An 18725-nucleotide genomic window follows, 5' to 3' on the forward strand; every position below is an offset into this window, starting at 1 on the left:
CGAGATGTTCGACTCCGTGCGCGACGACCTGCGCGCCACCCTCGACGAGATCCGCGCCGCCGGCCTGCACAAGCCCGAGCGCGTGATCGGCACCCCGCAGTCCGCGACCGTGAACGTCACCGCCGGCGGCCGCCCCGGCGAGGTCCTCAACTTCTGCGCCAACAACTACCTCGGCCTCGCCGACCACCCCGAGGTCGTCGCCGCCGCCCACGAGGCGCTGGACCGCTGGGGCTACGGCATGGCCTCCGTCCGCTTCATCTGCGGCACCCAGGAGGTACACAAGGAGCTGGAGGCCCGGCTCTCGGCCTTCCTCGGCCAGGAGGACACGATCCTCTACTCCTCCTGCTTCGACGCCAACGGCGGCGTCTTCGAGACCCTCCTCGGCCCCGAGGACGCGGTGATCTCCGACGCCCTGAACCACGCCTCGATCATCGACGGCATCCGCCTCAGCAAGGCCGGGCGCTTCCGCTACGCCAACCGCGACATGGCCGACCTGGAGACCCAGCTCAAGGCCGCCGGCGACGCCCGCCGCAAGCTGATCGTCACCGACGGCGTCTTCTCCATGGACGGCTACGTCGCCCCGCTGCGCGAGATCTGCGACCTCGCCGACCGCTACGACGCCATGGTCATGGTCGACGACTCGCACGCCGTCGGCTTCGTCGGCCCCGGCGGACGCGGCACCCCCGAGCTGCACGGCGTGATGGACCGCGTCGACATCATCACCGGCACCCTCGGCAAGGCCCTGGGCGGCGCCTCCGGCGGTTACGTCGCCGCCCGCGCCGAGATCGTCGCCCTGCTGCGGCAGCGGTCCCGGCCGTACCTCTTCTCCAACACGCTGGCCCCGGTGATCGCCGCCGCCTCCCTCAAGGTGATCGACCTGCTGGAGTCGGCCGACGACCTGCGCGTCCGCCTCGCCGAGAACACGTCCCTGTTCCGCCGCCGGATGACCGAGGAGGGCTTCGACATCCTGCCCGGCGACCACGCCATCGCGCCGGTGATGATCGGCGACGCCTCGAAGGCGGGCCGGATGGCCGAGCTGCTGCTGGAGCGCGGGGTGTACGTGATCGGCTTCTCCTACCCGGTGGTCCCGCAGGGCCGGGCCCGCATCCGCGTGCAGCTGTCCGCCGCCCACTCCACCGAGGACGTCGACCGCGCGGTGGACGCCTTCGTGGCGGCGCGGGAGGCGCTGGACGCCTGACGCCGTCCGGCCCGGTGCGCCGGGCCTGAGAGAATCGGTGCCGTGATCGAAGCGCGGCGGCTGCACATCCTCCGAGCGGTGGCGGACCACCGCACCGTGACGGCGGCTGCCGCCGCGCTGTACCTGACCCCGTCGGCGGTCTCCCAGCAGCTGACCGCCCTGGAGCAGGAGACCGGGCACCGCCTGGTCGAGCGCGGTGCCAAGGGCGTACGGCTGACCCCGGCCGGCGAGATCCTGCTCAGCCACACCAACGCCGTCCTCGCCCAGCTCGAGCGGGCCGAGGCCGAGCTCGCCGCGTACGGCTCGGGCGAGGCCGGCACGGTCACGGTCGCCGCCTTCGCGACCGGCATCACCCTGGTCGTGGCCCCCGCGCTGGCCCGGCTCGCCGACGCGGCACCCGGCATACGCATCCGCGTGCGGGACGCCGAGGGCGACGCCAGCCTGCCGATGGTCCTGGACCGGCAGGTCGACGTGGCCGTCGCCGTCGAGTACCGCGGGGCGCCGTCCGCCGACGACCCGCGGCTGACCCACGTCCCGCTGTACGCGGAGCCCTTCGACGCCGTCGTCCCGGTCACCCACCGGCTCGCCGACGCCGCGGAGGTGCCGCTCGCGGAGCTGGCCAAGGACCCGTGGATCGGCCCCTACCCCGGCAACCCCTGCCACGACGTGGTGGTCCTGGCCTGCGAGACCGCCGGTTTCCAGCCCCGCCTCGAGCACTCCTCGGACGACTTCCGCGCGGTGGTGTCCCTCGCCGCGGCCGACGCGGGCGTGGCACTCGTCCCGCGCTCGGCGCTGCTCGGCATGGACCTGGCCGGAGTGGTGGTCCGCCCCGTCGACGGTGTCGCCCCCACCCGCCGGGTCTTCGCGGCCGTACGCCGGGGCGCCGAGGGGCATCCGCTGATCCGTCCGGTGCTGGACGCGCTCGAGGCGGTCGCCGAGCGGTAGGGGCGCCGCACGCCGCACGCCGCACGCCGCGGGCCCGGCCGACGACGGGAACCGGCCGCCCGCCCCGCGCAGTCTGGGCTGTCATGCGCGTGACGATGATCCTCCCGGCCCTGACCGAGGCGACGAGCCCGCTGTTCCGGCCCATCAAGTACTCGCTGTTCCCGCCGCTCGGCCTCGCCACCCTCGCCGGCTACCTGGATCCCGACGACGAGGTCACCCTCCACGACGAGCACGTGGAACGCCTGGACCCGGCGGCCATGGCCACCCCCGACCTGCTGGTGGTCCAGCCGTACATCACCTCGGCCCGGCGCAGCTACGAGATCGCCGACCACTTCCGGGCCCGCGGCGTCCACGTCGCCATGGGCGGCCTGCACGTCACCTCGCTGCCCGACGAGGCCGCGGCCCACGCCGACACGGTCTTCACCGGCCCCGGCGAGGACACCTGGCCGCTGTTCCTCAAGGACTTCCGCGACGGCGTACCGGCCCGCCGCTACGACTCCACCCGGCGGACCCTCGCCGGACTGCCGCCGGTGCGCCGCGACCTGATCAAGCGTGACCTATACCTCGTCCCCAACTCCCTCGTCGTCTCGCGCGGGTGCCCGCACCACTGCGACTTCTGCTACAAGGACGCCTTCTTCGAGGGCGGCAAGTCCTTCTACACGCAGGCCGTCGACGACGCCCTCGCCGAGATCGACCGCCTGCCCGGCCGCCACCTCTACTTCCTCGACGACCACCTCTTCGGCAACCCGCGCTTCGCCGAGGCGCTCTTCGACGGCATGAAGGGCATGGGCCGCCTGTGGCAGGCGGCCGGCACGGTCAACTCCGTGCTGAAGCCGGGTCTGCTGGAACGGGCGGCCGAGGCGGGCCTGCGCAGCCTCTTCGTAGGCTTCGAGACCGTCAACGACGCCAACCTCGCCGAACGCCGCAAGAACCAGAACATCGGCACGGACTACGGGGCGGCGGTACGGCGCCTGCACGACGCCGGGGTGATGGTCAACGCCAGCTTCGTCTTCGGGCTCGACCAGGACGGCCCGGACGTCTTCGACCGGACGGTGCGGTGGGCGGTCGAACAGGGCGTCGAGACGGCGACCTTCCACATCATGACGCCCTACCCGTCGACCGGACTGTGGCGGCAGCTGGAGGCCGAGGGCCGCGTCCTGCACCGCGACTGGGACCTGTACGACACCCGCCACGTCGTCCACCGGCCCCGGGGCATGACGGCCGGGCAGCTGGAGGACGGCTACTGGCGGGCCTACCGCGACTTCTACCGCTGGAGCAGCATCTGGCGGGGCTCGGCGGCCCAGCCCGGTGCGCACGAGCGGCTGCGGCACCTCGCGTACGCCGGGGGCTGGAAGAAGTTCGAGCCCGCCTGGGACCTGCTGATCCGGTCGAGACGGGTCGTGCGGGCCCTGCCCGTGCTGGAGCGCACTCTGAGCGCGTTCGGCGGGCGGTCCGGCGTCGCCGGCTGAGACGTATCCCCCGCCGCACGCGGGCCTGCGCGGCGAACTCGTCGAGGGACGGCTCACCGCCGGCGCCGACATCGCCTACGACCGGCCCCCCGTACCGGGCCTGGAACAGCACATCCGGGTCCTGGAAGGAGCGCTGGAGGTGACGGCGCAGGACGTCGCCCACGACCTCGGCACCGGCGACTGCCTGCGGCTGAGGGTGTGGGGGCCGACCCGGTTCCGATGCGCCGGCCCGCGGGACGCGCGTTACCTGCTGGCGGTGGTGCTGCCGTGACCGTGACCGTGTGGACGAGGGCCGTCCGACCGCGCTGCTGGGGGACCTGGCCGGGCTGCTGACCGACACCGTGGGCGGTGGCGCGTCGGTCGGATTCCTGGCGCCCCTGGCCCGCGACGAGGCCCTCGCCTGGTGGCGCGGGCGGGCCGCGGCCGTGGCCGCCGGCCGGCTCGTCGTGTGGGTGGCCCGCCATGGGGACCGGGTGACCGGGACCGTTGGCCTCGCCCTGCCCGACAAGCCCGACAGCCGCCACCGCGCCGAGCTGGTGAAACTCATGGTGTCCCGCGAGGCCCGCGGTCAGGGCCTCGGGCGCCGGCTGCTGGCCACTGCCGAGGAGGCCGCCGCCCGGACCGGCATCACCCTGCTTCACCTGGACCGACAGCCCCGCCGAGCACCTCTACCGCTCCGCCGGGTGGACGCGGGCCGGGACGATTCCCGACTACGCGGCGAGCCCGGACGGGATGCTGCGGCCGACGACCCTCTACTTCAAGCAGGTCGGAGCCCTCGCGTCCGGCGGGTGATTCCCCGTTCGTTGTCAGTGGCGGCGGCTACGGTGCCTGACATGCCGGACGCCGAAGACGTACGCCGTATCGCCCTGTCCCTGCCGGACACCACGGAGAAGACCGCCTGGAGCATGCCCACCTTCCGGGTCGCGGGCAAGATGTTCGCCACGCTGCCCGAGGACGAGACCTCCATGGCGGTGCGCTGCCCCAAGGAGGAGCGCGACGAACTGGTGCTGGCCGAACCGGAGAAGTTCTGGATCGCCGGTCACGAGGCCCAGTTCGCCTGGGTGCGGGCCCGCCTCGCCGCCCTCGACGGGGAGGACGAGCTGCGCGACATCCTCGCCGACTCCTGGCGGCAGGCCGCCCCGTCCCGGCTGCTGGAGGCGCATCCCCGCCTGGGACTCCCGACCGGGGGCTGAGAAGGCCCTCGGGCGTTGTCGGTGGCCCGTGGCATGATCCCGGGGACAAGCGTGGCAGCCGGGGCCGGAGGGGGGCTCCGGCTGCCAGGAGCACGGTGGGGACCACGGGCCGGGGACCGGCGCCCGCCCGGCGGGCGGCACAGGGCCGGTGGGTCCGGCCGGGGAGCACAGGAGCCGGCGGTGACCGGCCGGGAGGGGAGCGCGCGGGATGGCCGGGACGTCGTCGGAGTCCATGCACGAGGGGCCGGCCCAGCGCACGGCCGAACGCCCCTTCTGGTCACGGGACTTCGCCCTGTTCTTCGTCGCCCGGGCCGTCGCCCGGCTCGGCGACACCATGCTGCCCGTCGCCCTCGCCGCCGGCCTGCTCCAGCACGGGTACGGAGCGGGCGCCGTCGGCCTCGCCATGGCCGCGACGGCCGCGGCCTTCGCCGGACTCGTCGTCTTCGGCGGGGTGCTCGCCGACCGGTTCAGCACCCGCAGACTCATGATCGGCGCCGACCTGGTGCGCCTGGTCACCCAGGCCGTCACCGCCGTCCTCTTCTTCTCCGGCCACGTGGTCCTCTGGCAGATCTGCGTGATCGGCTTCCTCAACGGCGTCGCGGGTGCCGTGTTCCAGCCCGGCGTCGCCAGCACCGTGCCCCGGCTCGCCTCCGACATCCAGGGCGCCAACGGCGCCATACGCGTCGCCGAGTCGGCGGCCCAGCTCGCCGGCCCCGCCGCGGCCGGACTGCTCGTCGGCTTCGCCTCACCCGGCGGCGTCTTCGCCGCCCACGCCACCACCTACGCGGTCAGCGCCTTGTGCCTGCTGCTGCTCCGCCTGCCCCCGCTCCCACCCCGGGGCCGGGCCTCGGACGCCCCCCGGAGCCGCGCCACCGAGGCCTTCCGCGCCGACCTCGTCGAGGGATGGCGCGAGTTCCGGTCGCGGACCTGGCTGTGGGGCGTCATCGCGGTCTGGGGCGTCTACATGATCGCCGTCTGGGGCCCGACCGTGCCCCTGGTGGCGACCGAGGTCGTGCAGCGGCACGGCCCGCGCGTCTACGGACTGGTCAACTCGGCCCTGGGCGCCGGCACGGTCGTCGGCGGTCTCCTCGCGCTGCGGCTGCGCCCGCGCCGCATGCTCCGCGCGGGCGCGATCGCCCTCTTCGGCTTCGCCGCCTTCCCGGCGAGCGTCGGCGCCGGGCTGGGCGTACCGGCCATGGCCGCCGGAGCCGCCGTCGCCGGCGCGGGCATGTCCTTCTGGGGCGTCATGTGGGCGACCAGCGTGCAGACCCAGGTCCCGCCCGACGTCCTCAACCGCATCCACGCCTACGACGTCGCGGGCTCCCTCGCCATGATGCCCGTCGGCCAGGCCCTCGCGGGCCCCGCCGCCTCCGCCCTCGGCGCGGACCACGTCCTGCTCACCGCCGGCGCGGCGAGCTTCGTGGTCTGCACCGCCCTGCTCCTGATACCGGCGGTACGCGGCCTGGTGCGCGTCGACGCGAGCACGGCCGGTCCGGACCGGAGGACGCTGCCCGGACGGGCCCGCGCGGACCGGAGCTGACCTGCGGGTCCCCGCCCGGCCCGAAAAAGCGGTGCGCGACCACCGGTCCGAGTGCGGTATGGTTTTCCTGCGCGTTCGGCCAGGGGAAACCCCAGGTCACACGGGCAACGGGACGTGGCGCAGCTTGGTAGCGCACTTGACTGGGGGTCAAGGGGTCGCAGGTTCAAATCCTGTCGTCCCGACAGAGCGAAGGGTCTTCGCGGGCGAGAGCCCGCGGGACCCTTTGTCGGTTCCGGGCACGGACGAGGGACCCGCAGGCCGATGCCTGCCGGTCCCTCCCGCGGGGCCCGACGCCGTCAGATCACGCAGCCCACATGCGCCAGCGCCTGCTTCAGCAGCACCGCGTGCCCGCCGGGCATCTCGCTCTGCACCGCCGCGGACAAGGCCTCCTGCGGACTGAACCAGACCAGGTCCAGGGCGTCCTGCCGGGGCCGGCAGTCACCGGTCACCGGCACGACGTAGGCGAGGGAGACCGCGTGCTGCCGTGGGTCGTGATACGGGGTGACGCCGTGCGTCGGGAAGTACTCCGCCACCGTGAAGGGCTGGAGCGAGGACGGCACCCGGGGCAGCGCCACCGGGCCGAGGTCCTTCTCCAGATGGCGCAGCAGTGCGTCGCGGACCCGCTCGTGGTGCAGCACCCGGCCGGAGACCAGGGTCCGGCTGACCGTCCCGTCGGGCCCGATGCGCAGCAGCAGGCCCACGCTGGTGACTTCGCCGCTGTCGTCGACGCGCACGGGCACGGCCTCGACGTACAGGATCGGCATGCGTGCGCGCGCCATCTCGAGTTCGTCGGTCGTCAGCCAGCCCGGCGTGGTTTCGGTCATGTCAGACATCGCTTGATCATACTTTCAGCGTCTCGTGCTTCCTGGGCGCCGCTCCGGGACTGTGACCGTCCCCACGTCGCTCAGCCGTCGTCCGGAGGGGCGCCGGGCAGTCCGTACACCCGGCGCGCGTTGTCGCGTCCCGTCCACCGTGCGATGCGCAGCGCGTCCGGCAGGGCGAGTTCGTCCCCGTCCACCCGCTCCTGGAGCAGCCCGGCGAGTCCGCGACGGAAGGCCAGCGCCCCGAGGTGGTGGAACTCGGCCACTCCGTAGGCGTCGGAGCTGTACAGCAGCTTGCGGAAGGGCGTGATCTCCAGCGCCTCCGCCAGGATCGCCCCCGCCCGGGCGGGGCCGACGTGGTGCAGGGTGAGGCCCACGTCGAGGTACACCCGCTCGAAGACCGCCGACAGGTAGGCCGCCTGCCGCTGGTAGGGCCAGCAGTGCAGCAGCAGGACCGGGACCGTCCCGGCGGTCAGGTGCAGCCAGTCGGTCAGGTGGGTGGGGTCGGCGCGGTGCATGCGGATGTCGCTGTCGCCGAACCCGGTGTGCAGTTGCAGCGGACGCCCGAGCTCGACGGCGGTCCACAGCAGGTGCCGTACCAGTACCGGGTCGTCCAGCCGGCCGCCGCGCGCGAGCCAGGCCCGGGCGGCCCGCGTCACCTCCGCGGCCGACGGGCGGGCCGGATCGAGGTCGAAGCCGGTGCGATAGGCCGCCACCGACTTCACGCCCACCACGCCCGGCCGCCGCACGGCCTCCCGGGCGGCCGAGTGGAACGCCTCCGCGTACGCGTCCGGCTCCACACCCCCGGCCGCCACCGCCTCCGCCACGCCCTCCAGCCGGACCACCTCGTACGCGACCGCGTCCGCCGCCCCGGCCAGGCCGTCCGGCGTGGTCACGGGGTGCGGGGCGTACCCGGTGTCGACGCAGAACACGCCGGTGCCCGCGGCGCGCAGGAACCGCCGGTTCACCTCGGCGGCGCCCAGCTCGGACCGCCGGGCCAGATAGGCGTCCGGCGACGCGTGGCGCGGCAGGTCCAGCAGGGGTGCGCAGTGCCGGCGGACGGCGAGACCGGCGGGGCTGTCGAAGGACGAGAAGCCGGGCCATGCCTCGCCCTCGGTGAGGAGCGACTCGAAGCCCGCCCGGTCCAGATCGTCGGTGACGGCGCCGTGGCAGTGGTGATCGACCAGGTCGAGGGCGGCGAGGGTCTCGTGGACCGGGCCGGCCGCCACGTCAGTAGACCCAGCGGTAGGCCGCCGCCACCCGGTCGTCGTCCAGCCCGTCGACCGCCGCTATCTCGCCCCGCCGCACCGCGGTCACGGCGTCGGCCAGCACCGGCCCCAGCGCGTTCCGGAGCACGTCGTCCGCGCGGAACGCCTCGACCGACTCCGCGAGCGACACCGGCAGCCGGTGGACACCCCGGGCCGCGGCCTCGGCCGCGTCGAGCCGCGCCGGGTCACCGGTGATCTCCTCGGGCAGGGAGGCGGAGGACGCCATGCCGTGCAGTCCGGCGGCGAGCACGGACGCCAGGGCGAGGTACGGATTGGCGGCCAGGTCGACCGGCTTGACCTCCAGGTTCGCCGCCTCGTCGCGCACTCCGGCCGTGCCGGTCACCACGCGCAGGGCCGCCTCGCGGGTTTCCCGGCCCCAGGCGGTGAACACCCCGGCCCACTGGGAGGGCCTGAGCCGCAGATGACTGGCCGGGCTGGGCGCGGTCACCGCGGTGAGCGCGGGGAGGCGGGCCAGCACCCCGGCGACCAGCGACTCGGCGTCGGCCGTCATGCCGTACCGGCGCTCGCCGCCCGCGTGCAGGTTCCTCCCGTCCCGCCAGGCCGAGAGGTGGAGGTGACCGCCGCTGCCGACGCCCCGCGCCGACACCGCGGGGGAGAAGGAGACCCGCATCCCGTGCCGCTGGGCCACCGCCCGGATCGTCTGGCGCACCAGGACACTGCGGTCGGCCGCCGCCACCGGGTCGAGCGCGCCCACCGAGACCTCGAACTGCCCCGCCGCGTACTCGGGATGGAACTGCTCCACGTCCACGTCCTGCTCCGCCAGGGCGGCCAGCAGCTCCGCTGCGCAGTCGCTCAGCCCGACCTGCCGGGCCGCACCGTACGCCGGCCCCGTCACCGCGGGCACGAACGCGTCGTCGGGCACGTCTCCCCGGCCGAGGACCCACTCGATCTCGACGGCGGCCCGGAAGGTGACCCCGTGCCGTTCCGCGGCCTCGGCCACCGTCCGGCGCAGCACGGTCCGCCCGCAGGCCGGATGCGGCTCGCCCTCCTGCGTGATCCGGTCCACCGGTGCCCACGCCCAGCCGGGCTGCGCGGCGAGGACGGTCAGCCGGCCGAGGTCGGGGTAGAGGCGCAGGTCGCCGTCCGGGGAGCCGAGGACGTCCGTGGAGACGATCGTGTCGTTGGCGAGGAAGGTGTCGAACACCGGTGACATCCCGACGCCCCAGGCCGCGGCCGAGGCGAGCTTCGCCGTGGGCACGGTCTTGACCCTGCCGATCCCCGCGGTGTCGACGTACGCCAGGACGACGCCGTGGACGCCCTGCCTGGTCAGCTCGCCGCTCAGGGAGGCGGCCCGCTCGACGTCACCGGGACGACCGCCGGGGACGGGGCCGTCGGGCGTGGTCATGCGTCCTCCCCGGCGGTCCCGTCGGGGCCGGGCCACGGCGCGGACCGGGCGGTGCCCGCGTCCGCCGCGGCGGTGTCCCGCGTCGCGGATCCGCCCGCCGGGGTCCGGTTCTCGCTCACGTCTCGGCTCCTTCGCGTGTGCGCCGCCCGTCGCGGACCATTGTGCCGTCCGGTTAATCACCGTGTCCCGGGATCGGGCCAGGGCGCGCACGGCGACGCCCCGCGCCCGAGGACGCGGGGCGGCGGGTGCTGCGCGGCGCGGTCAGTCGAGGTTGCCGGGCTGCGGGGAGGGGGTCTTGCCCGCCAGGACGGCCTGCAGCCGTTCTGTGCCCTGCTGCGTCGCCGGTGACGGCACGACCACCGCCGTCCGGGTGACGGCGCGACCGCCGGCGCCCGAGCTCCGGCCGGTGCCCGGGAGCCGTGGACGTACGGCCTGTCGTCGGGGCGGTGGCGCGCGGCGCACCCGGTCAGCCGGCGCGGTCCAGGGTGTCCCGCACCGTGTCCTTGTCCAGGGCGGCGCGCACCAGGGCGGCGGCCAGGACGGCGGGTTCCGTGCCGCCGCCCAGCTCGAGCAGCCGTTCGGCGTCCTCGGGCAGGCCGAGGTGCCGTGCTCCCTGCAGGGCCTTGCGGTCGAGGTAGGGGGCCGTCTCCGGCCAGACCCGCTGGGCCTCGCGCAGGAAGATGTCCGCACCGGCCGGTCCCACGCCCGGGAACTCCTGGAGCAGGCCGCGCAGTTGCGTCACCGCGCCGTCCGCCTCCGTCCGGAGCCGGCGCAGATCCCCGCCCCAGCGCTCGATCAGCAGCCGGGCCCCGTCGCCGAGTTGCGTCGCGGTGCGCTCGTCGTAGCGCCGGTAGCCGCCCCGGCCGAGGGCGTCCACCCGCTCCTGCCACGGGGCGCCGGCCATGCGGCGCGGGTCGCCGAGCCCGGCCTCGTCGAGGGCCCGGGCGGTCGCCACCGCGACCGAGTTCCGGATGCGGGCGCTGAGCAGGTGGGCGAGCACCAGCAGCCGGTACAGCGGCTGCGGGGTGTCCTTCAGCCGGATGCCGGCCTCCTCGGCGTACGTCTGCCCGTGCGCGCCGACGAGTTCCCGTACGACGCGCTCGTCGCGGCCCGCCACTACGGCTTCAGCGGGTCGTGGCCGATCGTCATCAGCCGGTGCCTGAGCCGGGTGTCGTCGGACCGGGGCTCGTTCTCCAGGTCCGCCTGCGAGGTCACGGTGTCCACGACCTTGCGCATCGCGTGCAGGTCGTCCTCGGTCAGGTCCGTGCGCCGCTTCTGCAGGATCGCGAGGACGTGCCGTCCCAGGGGCGGGCCGGCGTCGTCCGGCAGCGGCTCCGTGACCTCGCCGGAGTCCCGTACCCGGAGCCAGTCGGCGAGCTCGGCGGACGTCATGTTCACCACGCGGTGGAAGTCCTCCCACAGCGCGTCGAGTTCGAGGGCGTCGGCCATGGTGCTTCTCTTTCGTCGTGTCCTTCGTCGTGCGGATGCGCGTACGCCGGGCGTCAGGGCAGTCCCGCGGCGCTCCTGCCGCCGCTCGTCGCGGGCGCCCGGGTGTCACGGAGCAGAGCGACGCGTTCCTCCTCGCAGGTGCCGCCCCACACGCCCGACGTCGGCCCCGTCTCCAGCGCCGACGCCAGGCACTGGGTGGTCACCGGGCACCGGGCGCAGACGCGCTTGGCGGCCGCGATGTCCCGCAGGGCCGGTCCGGTGGTGCCCACCGGGAAGAACAGTTCGGGGTCCTCATCCACGCAGGCGGCGTGGCGCGTCCACTCCATGGGGGCGCGGGTGCCCGTGGGGCACGGGGGCAAACGCCCCCGGCCGGTCAGCGGGCGAGCACGCCGTCCAGGAAGCGGGTGACGTCCGTGAACACCTCCGCCCGGTTCGTCTCGTTGAAGACCTCGTGCCGGGCGCCCGGGTAGATCCGCTCGGTGAGGTCGCCGCCGGCGAGCCGCTCGACGCCGACGCGGCTGCCGGGCAGCGGCACCAGCCGGTCGTCGTCGCCGTGCACCCACAGCAGCGGGAGCCGGCCGACGTCACCGCCCTTCGCGACGGTCTCCAGCGTCCGCACGAACGCCTCCAGCGTCGGCCGCTTCATCGGGCCGTGCCACACGAGCGGGTCCGCCGCGTACGCCGCGCCGACCGCCGGGTCCCGGGAGAGCGAGGACGGGCTGATCGGGGTGTCGGGGATCTCGTCCAGGGCGAGCAGGCGGCGCGGCAGCTCCCAGTCGCCGATGACCGGGCCGGACAGCACCAGCGCGGCGAGTCCGTCGGGGTGGCGCTGCGCGTAGCGGGAGGCGATCAGGCCGCCCATGGAGTGGCCGATCACCACGACCGGCAGGCCGGGATGCGCGGCCCGGGCGAGTTCCGCCACGGCGTCCACGTCGGTGACCACGTCCTCGAAGTCCTCGATCAGCACCCGCTCGCCGTCCGACGCGCCGTGCCCGAGGTGGTCGGGGGCGTAGACGGCGGCGCCGTGCGACGTCAGGACCCCGGCCACCTCCTCGTAGCGGCCCGAGTGCTCCCCGTAGCCGTGGATCAGCAGCACTACGTACCGGGGGCGCCCGGCGGGCCACTCGCGGACGGCGATCCGCCCCCGGGTTCCGGACAGGACGTGCTCGCGGGCCTCGGCCATGTCTCCTCCAGCTGCGTCGGTGCCGGTCACCCGGAGGATCTTCCCAGGGGGACGGCCGGAGGTCTATAGTCCAAAACTAGCAGTGCTAATTACGGCTGCGGGAATCAAGGAAGCAGGCTCGCGGAGGCCGGCCCGGCGGCACGCCGCCCGGCGGCCGAGCGACGACGGTCAGGAGTCACCTCGTGCGTCCCGTCCACTTCGCGGCCGCCCGCCGCACCCCGATCGGCAAGCTGCGCGGCGCCCTGTCCGCCGTACGGCCCGACGACCTCGCCGCCACCGTGATCCGAGGTCTGGTCGCGGGCGTGCCCGCGCTCGACCCCGCCCGCATCGACGACGTGTACTGGGGCGCCGCCAACCAGGCCGGCGAGGACAACCGCAACGTCGCCCGCATGGCCGCGCTGCTCGCGGGCCTGCCCGAGACCGTGCCCGGCGCCACGGTGAACCGGCTCTGCGCCTCCGGCCTCGAAGCCGTCACCGCCGCCGCCCGGACCATCGCCGCGGGCGAGGCCGACGTCGTGCTCGCGGGCGGCTCGGAGTCGATGAGTCGCGCGCCCTTCGTCCTGCCCCGCCCCGACGAGGCCCTGCCGCACCGCATCGAGACCGCCGACACCCGCCTCGGCTGGCGCCTGGTCAACCCGGCGATGAAGGACCTGCACGGACTGCTGGCCATGGGCGAGACGGCGGAGGAGGTCGCCGCGCGGTACGACGTCTCGCGCGAACGGCAGGACGAGTTCGCCCTGCGCAGCCACCGTCTGGCCGCCGAGGCCCGCAAGAACGGCCACTTCGACGCCGAGCTGCTCCCCGTCGAGCGGCCCGACGGCGTGGTCGTCGACGCCGACGAGTGCGTCCGCGAGGACACCTCCGTCGAGAAGCTGGCGCGCCTCAAGCCGGTCTTCCGCGCGGGCGGCACGGTCACCGCGGGCAACGCCTCCCCGATGAACGACGGCGCCGCGGGCCTCCTGCTGGTCAGCGAGGAGGCGCTGAACGACCTGGGCCTCGAGTCGCTCGGCCGCTACGTGGCCGGCGGTTCGGCGGGCGTCCACCCGGACGTCATGGGCATCGGCCCGGTCCCCGCCACCCGCAAGGTCCTCGCCCGCGCCGGCTGGAGCGTCGACGACATCGCGGAGGCCGAGTTCAACGAGGCGTTCGCCGCCCAGGCCCTCGCCTGCGTCGACCAGCTCGGCATCGACCCCGACCTGGTCAACCCCACCGGCGGCGCCATCGCGCTCGGCCACCCGCTCGGCTGCTCCGGCGCCCGCATCCTCACCACCCTGCTCCACCGCATGCGGCGCACCGGCACCGCCCGCGGACTCGCCACCATGTGCGTCGGCGTGGGGCAGGGCAGCGCGGTGCTGGTCGAACGGCCCTAGCCAGCCCACCACCCCTCTGCAGAGCCGCAGCAAGGAAACGGAGCAACACCCCATGGCAACCCTCTCCGTCGCCGCCATCCTCGCCGAGAACGCCCGGCGCCGTCCCGACAAGGAGGCGCTGGTCGAGGGCGACCTGCGCCTGACCTTCGCCGAGGTGTGGCGGCGGGCCCGCGCCCAGGCGGGGGCCCTGGTGGACCTCGGGGTGCGGCCGGGGGACCGGGTCGCCCTGATGGCACCGAACACCGCCGACTTCCCGCAGGCGTACTACGCGATCGCCGCGGCCGGCGCCGTCGTCGTCCCGGTGCACCTGCTGCTGTCCCCGCCGGAGGTGGGGCACGTCCTCACCGACAGCGGAGCGACCCTGCTGCTGGTGCATCCGGCGCAGGCGGAGACGGGAGCCGCCGCCGCGCGGGAGGCGGGGGTGCGGGTCGTCGTCCTGGGCGACGAACTGGGCAAGCTCGCCGCGGACGCCGAACCGCTGCCCTCGTACGTGACGCGGGACGCCGACGACCCGGCCGTCGTCTTCTACACGAGCGGCACCACCGGCGTGCCCAAGGGCGCGGTGCTCAGCCACTTCAACCTGGTGATGAACGCGACCGTCAACGCCTTCGACGCCAACGACATCCGCCCCGACGACATCGCGCTCGGCGCGCTGCCACTGTTCCACGCCTTCGGTCAGACCGTCTCCCTCAACTCCACCTGGCGGGCGGGGGCCACCCTGGTGCTGCTGCCGCGCTTCGACGCGGCGCGCGCGATCGAGCTGATGGTGCGGGAGAAGGTCAACACCTTCCACGGCGTGCCCACCATGTTCGTCGCCCTCGCCGCCGCGGCCGCCGGGGCCGACGCCCTGCCCGGCCTGCGGGTGTGCGTCTCCGGCGGCGCCTCACTGCCCGTCGCCGTGCTGGAGCGCTTCGAGGAGGCCTTCGGCGCCAGAATCCACGAGGGGTACGGGCTGTCCGAGACCTCGCCCGCGGCGGCCGTCAACCAGCCCGTGTTCGGCACCAGGCCCGGCACCATCGGCCACCCGCTGTGGGGCGTGGACGTGGAGATCGCCCGCGCCGAGACCGAGGACCGCGTGGAACTGCTGCCGCCCGGCGAGCTGGGCGAGGTCGTCGTGCGCGGCCACAACGTCTTCTCCGGCTACCTCGGCCGCCCCGAGGCCACCGCCGAGGCGCTCGTCGACGGCTGGTTCCGCACCGGGGACCTCGGCACCAAGGACGACGAGGGCTTCCTGCGGATCGTCGACCGCAAGAAGGACGTCGTCATCCGCGGCGGCTACAACGTCTATCCGCGCGAGGTCGAGGAGGTGCTCATGCGCCACCCCGGCATCGCCCAGGTCGCCGTCATCGGCCTGCCGGACGAGCTGCACGGCGAGGAGGTGTGCGCCGTGGTCGTCCCCGCGCCGGGCACGGCCCCCGACGGCGCCGCCATCACCGAGTGGTCGCGGCAGCACCTCGGCAGGTACAAGTACCCGCGCCGGGTCGAGTTCACGGACGAGCTGCCGCTGGGCCCGAGCATGAAGGTGCTGAAGCGCGAACTGCGGGCGCGGTACGCCGGCCGCACGTGACCGTCCGCCGAGACGGTCCTCCCGGGCACCGGCCGGGTGCGCATAGCATCGGTCTCCGCAATGGACACCATGACGCTCTGGCACCTCACCGGCTGGGAATTCGCCGCCCTCGCCTTCGCGGCCCTGCTCGTCGGCTTCTCCAAGACCGCCGTGAGCGGGGCCAACACGGTCAGTCTCGCGATCTTCGCCGCGGTCCTGCCGGCCAGGGCCTCCACCGGCGTCCTGCTGCCCGTCCTGATCGCCGGTGACGTCCTGGCCGTCCTCACCTACCGGCGGCACGCGCACTGGCCCACGCTGTGGCGGCTGTTCCCGGCGGTGGGGGTCGGCGTGGTCGTGGGCACCGTGTTCCTGGTGTGGGCCGACGACGCGGTCGTACGCACGTCGATCGGGGCGATCCTGCTGTTCATGGCCGGCATGACCGTGTGGCGCCGCCGGCGCAGCGACGCGGCCGGACAGCCGGACGCGATCACCTCCCGGGCCGGCCGGATCAAGGCCCGTTCGTACGGCGTCCTCGGCGGCTTCACCACCATGGTCGCCAACGCGGGCGGCCCGGTGATGTCGCTGTACCTGCTCTCCGCGGGCTTCCGCAAGCTGGGCTTCCTGGGCACCTCGGCCTTCTTCTTCCTGATCGTCAACGTCTCCAAGCTGCCCTTCAGCGCCGGCCTGGGCCTGATCGACGGCCGCTCGCTACTCCTCGACGCCGCGCTCGTGGTGTTCGTGGTGCCCGGCGCGTTCCTCGGGAAATGGGCCGTGAACAGGATCAACCAGCGTCTGTTCGAGCAACTGGTGATCGCGGCGACCCTCGTGGGCGGCCTGCAACTGCTCCTGCGCTGAGGTCCGTCGTCCGGATCAGGCCGGCTGGGAGGGACGGTGCGCCCTGGCCTACCCGAGCGGGGTGTGGTGCGTGCGGCCGCAAGGCAAACAAGGGTTGCCAGGGCGGAGCCCTGGCAACCGACGACAACGCGGCAGATGTGCGTGCCACACCCCGCGACGCCGGCATGATCCGGACGACGGACCTCAGGCGGTGCCGGCGGCGGCCTCGTCGAGCGCGGCGAGGGCGTCGGCGGCCTCGACCTGGCGCGGGCTCCGGAGGGCGGCGAGGGCGTCGCGGGCGGTGCGGAGCGTCTCCCTGGCGTCGGGGTGCCCCATGGCGCCGAGCACCTGGCCCAGGTCCAGCCGGGCCTGCTCCGTCCAGGCCGCCATCTTCGCGGCGTCGAAGGCGGCGAGGGCCTGCCGCAGCGGCGTTTCGGCCTCGTCCCAGCGTTCCAGGGCCGCCAGATCGTTGCCGATCTGCTGCCGGGCCACCGCCTGGTACACCGCGATCACCTCCTGCGTGCGGCCCGGGACCCCCGCCCGGCAGATCCGCTCGCTGCGGCGGTGGATCTCCAGGGCCTCCTCCACCTGGCCGGTGCTGCGCACGAGCACGCCGAGGGTGTTGAGGATCGACAGCTCGGCCAGCCTCCCCTGCGGGGACTCCTGCGAGGCAAGACGGCGGGCGGCCTCACGCAGCCGGCTCTGCGCCTCGTCCATGCGCCCCAGCCGGTGCAGCGCGCCCGCGCCGTAGCCCAGTGCCCACCCCTCCTGGAGCCCGTCCCCGCACTCGCGGGCCGCCGTGAGCGCGGCGTCCGCGCTCACCAGGGCGGCACGGGGGTCGTGCACGCAGAGGTTGTAGGCCCAGGCGAGGTAGTTGAGATGAGCGGCCTCCTCCCGCCTGCTGCCCAGCGCACGGGCGGAGCCGGACGAGCGCTGGAACACCTCCACCCACTGCTCCCAGTGCTGGTTCAGGTCGGAGAACCAGTGCATCGCCTCCGCCGTGTCCAGGACCTGCCGGTGGCGGCCCGTGTCGTGCGCCCGGCGCAGCGCGGCGAGCCATTGGGCCCGCTCGGCCTCCAGCCAGGCCCGCGCCTCCTCCCGGCCGGTGGGCGCCGTCTCCGGGTCCGGGTCGCCCTGCGGCGCGGCCCGTTCGTGGTCGACGTCGAAGTGCAGCGCGGCGGCGGTGGCCCGGCGCAGCATCCAGGACGCGGTCCGGTCGAGGGCGGCGTCGCGGCCCCCGGGGCCGTCCTCGGCCTCGACCTGTTCGGCCGCGTAGAGCCTGAGCAGGTCGTGGAAGCGGTACCGCTCGGCGCCGGCATCGCTCTGCAGCAGCCCGGCGTCGGTCAGTTCCTCGGCGCAGGCGACCACCTCGTCGTGGCAGAGCCCGGCCAGGAGCGCGGCGGTCTCGGGGCCGAAGTCCGCTCCGGCGGCGAGCGCGGCGCGGCGCAACACCGTCCGCGAGTCCGGCGGTAGCTGACGGTAGGACAGCGCGAACGCTGCCCGCACCTGAAGACTTCCGGCCTGGAGGCCGTCGAGGCGCCGGCCCTCGGCGGCGAGGCGGGCGACGAGCTTGCCGAGCCGTTCGTGCGGCCGGCTGAGGAGCCGTTGGCCGGCGATCCGGACGGCCAGCGGCAGGTGCCCGCACAGGTCGGCGAGGTCGCGTGCGGCCTGTGCCTCGGCCAGCACGCGGTCCGGGCCGATGATGCGGGTCAGCAGTTCCACCGCCTCCTCACGCCGCAGCAGCGCCAGGTCGGTGCGGTGCACGGACTCCAGACCCGCCAGGGCGTGGCGGCTGGTGACGATGGTCAGGGACGGACCGGTGCCGGGCAGCAGGGGGCCGACCTGGGACTCGTCGACGGCGTTGTCCAGCAGCAGGAGCATGCGCCGCCCGGCTGCCAGGGAGCGCCACAGACCGGCACGGTCGTCGGTGCCGGCCGGTATCGCCGCGTCGGCGACGCCCAGCGCACCGAGCAGCCGGGCCAGGGCGTCCCGGGGGGTGGCCGGCTCGGGGTCCATGCCGTGCAGGTCCAGCGCGATCTGCCCGTCCGGGAAGTGCGGGGCGAGGCGGTGCGCCGCGTGCACCGCGAACGCGGTCTTGCCCAGACCGGGCTGCCCGGCGACCACGGTGACCACCGGCCGGTCCGGACCGGTGTCCCGCGCCAGGTCAAGCAGCCGGGCGAGGGCCGGGCCGCGGGCGGTGAAGTCCTGGATGTCGCGCGGCAGGGCCAACGTGCCGGGCCCGGCCGGGCCGGTGGCCGTCCGGGGGCGCGGACGGCCGAGGGCGGCGGACCGCTCCAGGCCCTTCGCCTCCTCGCCGCCGAGCCCCAGCGCTTCGGCCAGCGCCTGCACCGTACGGCGCTGAGGCCCCCGGGTGCGCCCGCGTTCCATGTCGGCCAAGGCCCTGACACTCACCCCCGCCGCGTGGGACAGTGCTTCCTGACTGAGCCCGGCGCGGTCCCGCAGGCTCCTCAACCGCTGCCCGAAGTCCCCTGCGGAAGACGTGCCGTCGCGCACCGTCGTCGTCCCCGATCGTCCGGCCCGAC

Annotated in this window: 17 protein-coding genes, 1 tRNA gene and 2 pseudogenes; 11 read left to right on the forward strand and 9 right to left on the reverse strand. The window is 74.6% G+C overall.

Annotated features, from left to right (window positions below; all coding sequences use genetic code 11):
* The first annotated feature begins 4 nt into the window (after positions 1 to 4).
* From AC0VYN_RS12725 to AC0VYN_RS12760, 8 genes and pseudogenes are all read left to right on the forward strand, one after another.
* The gene (locus AC0VYN_RS12725; protein ID WP_475536070.1) at positions 5 to 1198 is read left to right on the forward strand and encodes a glycine C-acetyltransferase; all 1194 of its coding nucleotides are present in this window, start codon (positions 5 to 7) and stop codon (positions 1196 to 1198) included.
* 42 nt (positions 1199 to 1240) lie between these two features.
* Positions 1241 to 2143 carry a LysR family transcriptional regulator gene (locus AC0VYN_RS12730; protein ID WP_475536071.1) on the forward strand — a complete coding sequence of 301 codons (903 nt, stop codon included), beginning with the start codon at positions 1241 to 1243 and terminating at the stop codon, positions 2141 to 2143.
* An 83-nt stretch (positions 2144 to 2226) separates the two neighbouring features.
* Complete coding sequence (locus tag AC0VYN_RS12735; protein WP_475536072.1) at positions 2227 to 3612, forward strand: B12-binding domain-containing radical SAM protein; 1386 nt, start codon at positions 2227 to 2229, stop codon at positions 3610 to 3612.
* Between the two features lie 10 nt (positions 3613 to 3622).
* Positions 3623 to 3883, forward strand: a pseudogene (locus AC0VYN_RS12740) (cupin domain-containing protein); the annotation flags it as partial.
* A gap of 10 nt (positions 3884 to 3893) precedes the next feature.
* Positions 3894 to 4404: pseudogene (locus AC0VYN_RS12745) on the forward strand (GNAT family N-acetyltransferase).
* Positions 4405 to 4445: 41 nt separating this feature from the next.
* On the forward strand, positions 4446 to 4805 hold the full coding sequence (locus tag AC0VYN_RS12750; protein WP_475536073.1) for an MmcQ/YjbR family DNA-binding protein: 360 nt from the start codon (positions 4446 to 4448) through the stop codon (positions 4803 to 4805).
* 208 nt (positions 4806 to 5013) lie between these two features.
* On the forward strand, positions 5014 to 6345 hold the full coding sequence (locus tag AC0VYN_RS12755; protein WP_475536074.1) for an MFS transporter: 1332 nt from the start codon (positions 5014 to 5016) through the stop codon (positions 6343 to 6345).
* A gap of 108 nt (positions 6346 to 6453) precedes the next feature.
* Positions 6454 to 6527, forward strand: a tRNA-Pro gene (locus AC0VYN_RS12760).
* 114 nt (positions 6528 to 6641) lie between these two features.
* Here the strand turns inward: AC0VYN_RS12760 and AC0VYN_RS12765 are convergent.
* The 8 genes from AC0VYN_RS12765 to AC0VYN_RS12800 all read right to left on the reverse strand — a co-directional run bounded on the left by AC0VYN_RS12765 (position 6642) and on the right by AC0VYN_RS12800 (position 12432).
* Positions 6642 to 7169, reverse strand: a complete 528-nt coding sequence (locus AC0VYN_RS12765) for an NUDIX hydrolase family protein (RefSeq protein ID WP_385460226.1) — start codon at positions 7167 to 7169, stop codon at positions 6642 to 6644.
* 80 nt (positions 7170 to 7249) lie between these two features.
* A complete protein-coding gene (locus tag AC0VYN_RS12770; RefSeq protein ID WP_475536075.1) occupies positions 7250 to 8395 on the reverse strand; it encodes an amidohydrolase family protein in 1146 nt (381 codons plus the stop codon).
* A gap of 1 nt (position 8396) precedes the next feature.
* Complete coding sequence (locus tag AC0VYN_RS12775; protein ID WP_475536076.1) at positions 8397 to 9800, reverse strand: type I glutamate--ammonia ligase; 1404 nt, start codon at positions 9798 to 9800, stop codon at positions 8397 to 8399.
* Complete coding sequence (locus AC0VYN_RS12780; protein WP_475536077.1) at positions 9797 to 9919, reverse strand: hypothetical protein; 123 nt, start codon at positions 9917 to 9919, stop codon at positions 9797 to 9799. Before AC0VYN_RS12780 ends, AC0VYN_RS12775 begins: the two co-directional genes overlap by 4 nt.
* 347 nt (positions 9920 to 10266) lie before the next feature.
* Positions 10267 to 10917, reverse strand: a complete 651-nt coding sequence (locus AC0VYN_RS12785) for an HhH-GDP family DNA glycosylase (protein WP_475536078.1) — start codon at positions 10915 to 10917, stop codon at positions 10267 to 10269.
* A complete protein-coding gene (locus AC0VYN_RS12790; RefSeq protein WP_475536079.1) occupies positions 10917 to 11249 on the reverse strand; it encodes a DUF3140 domain-containing protein in 333 nt (110 codons plus the stop codon). Before AC0VYN_RS12790 ends, AC0VYN_RS12785 begins: the two co-directional genes overlap by 1 nt.
* A 53-nt stretch (positions 11250 to 11302) precedes the next feature.
* A complete protein-coding gene (locus tag AC0VYN_RS12795; RefSeq protein ID WP_475536080.1) occupies positions 11303 to 11575 on the reverse strand; it encodes a WhiB family transcriptional regulator in 273 nt (90 codons plus the stop codon).
* 47 nt (positions 11576 to 11622) lie between these two features.
* Positions 11623 to 12432 carry a lysophospholipase gene (locus AC0VYN_RS12800; RefSeq protein WP_475536081.1) on the reverse strand — a complete coding sequence of 270 codons (810 nt, stop codon included), beginning with the start codon at positions 12430 to 12432 and terminating at the stop codon, positions 11623 to 11625.
* A gap of 182 nt (positions 12433 to 12614) precedes the next feature.
* On the opposite strand from AC0VYN_RS12800, the gene AC0VYN_RS12805 reads away from it, so the two are divergent.
* From AC0VYN_RS12805 to AC0VYN_RS12815, 3 genes are read left to right on the forward strand one after another with little or no spacing between them, the layout of a single operon-like run.
* Entirely contained in the window at positions 12615 to 13802 is a 1188-nt protein-coding gene (locus AC0VYN_RS12805) for a thiolase family protein (protein WP_475536082.1), read from the forward strand.
* Positions 13803 to 13854: 52 nt separating this feature from the next.
* Positions 13855 to 15369 carry a long-chain-fatty-acid--CoA ligase gene (locus AC0VYN_RS12810; protein ID WP_475536083.1) on the forward strand — a complete coding sequence of 505 codons (1515 nt, stop codon included), beginning with the start codon at positions 13855 to 13857 and terminating at the stop codon, positions 15367 to 15369.
* Between the two features lie 60 nt (positions 15370 to 15429).
* The gene (locus AC0VYN_RS12815) at positions 15430 to 16203 is read left to right on the forward strand and encodes a sulfite exporter TauE/SafE family protein (RefSeq protein ID WP_475536084.1); all 774 of its coding nucleotides are present in this window, start codon (positions 15430 to 15432) and stop codon (positions 16201 to 16203) included.
* A gap of 183 nt (positions 16204 to 16386) precedes the next feature.
* Here AC0VYN_RS12815 and AC0VYN_RS12820 read toward each other — a convergent pair whose 3' ends face one another.
* Positions 16387 to 18696, reverse strand: a complete 2310-nt coding sequence (locus tag AC0VYN_RS12820; RefSeq protein ID WP_475536085.1) for an ATP-binding protein — start codon at positions 18694 to 18696, stop codon at positions 16387 to 16389.
* Positions 18697 to 18725: the final 29 nt, after the last annotated feature.

The sequence above is a fragment of the Streptomyces sp. 63XJN7_1_ISO-PGPR-S23-121 genome (assembly GCF_056173025.1).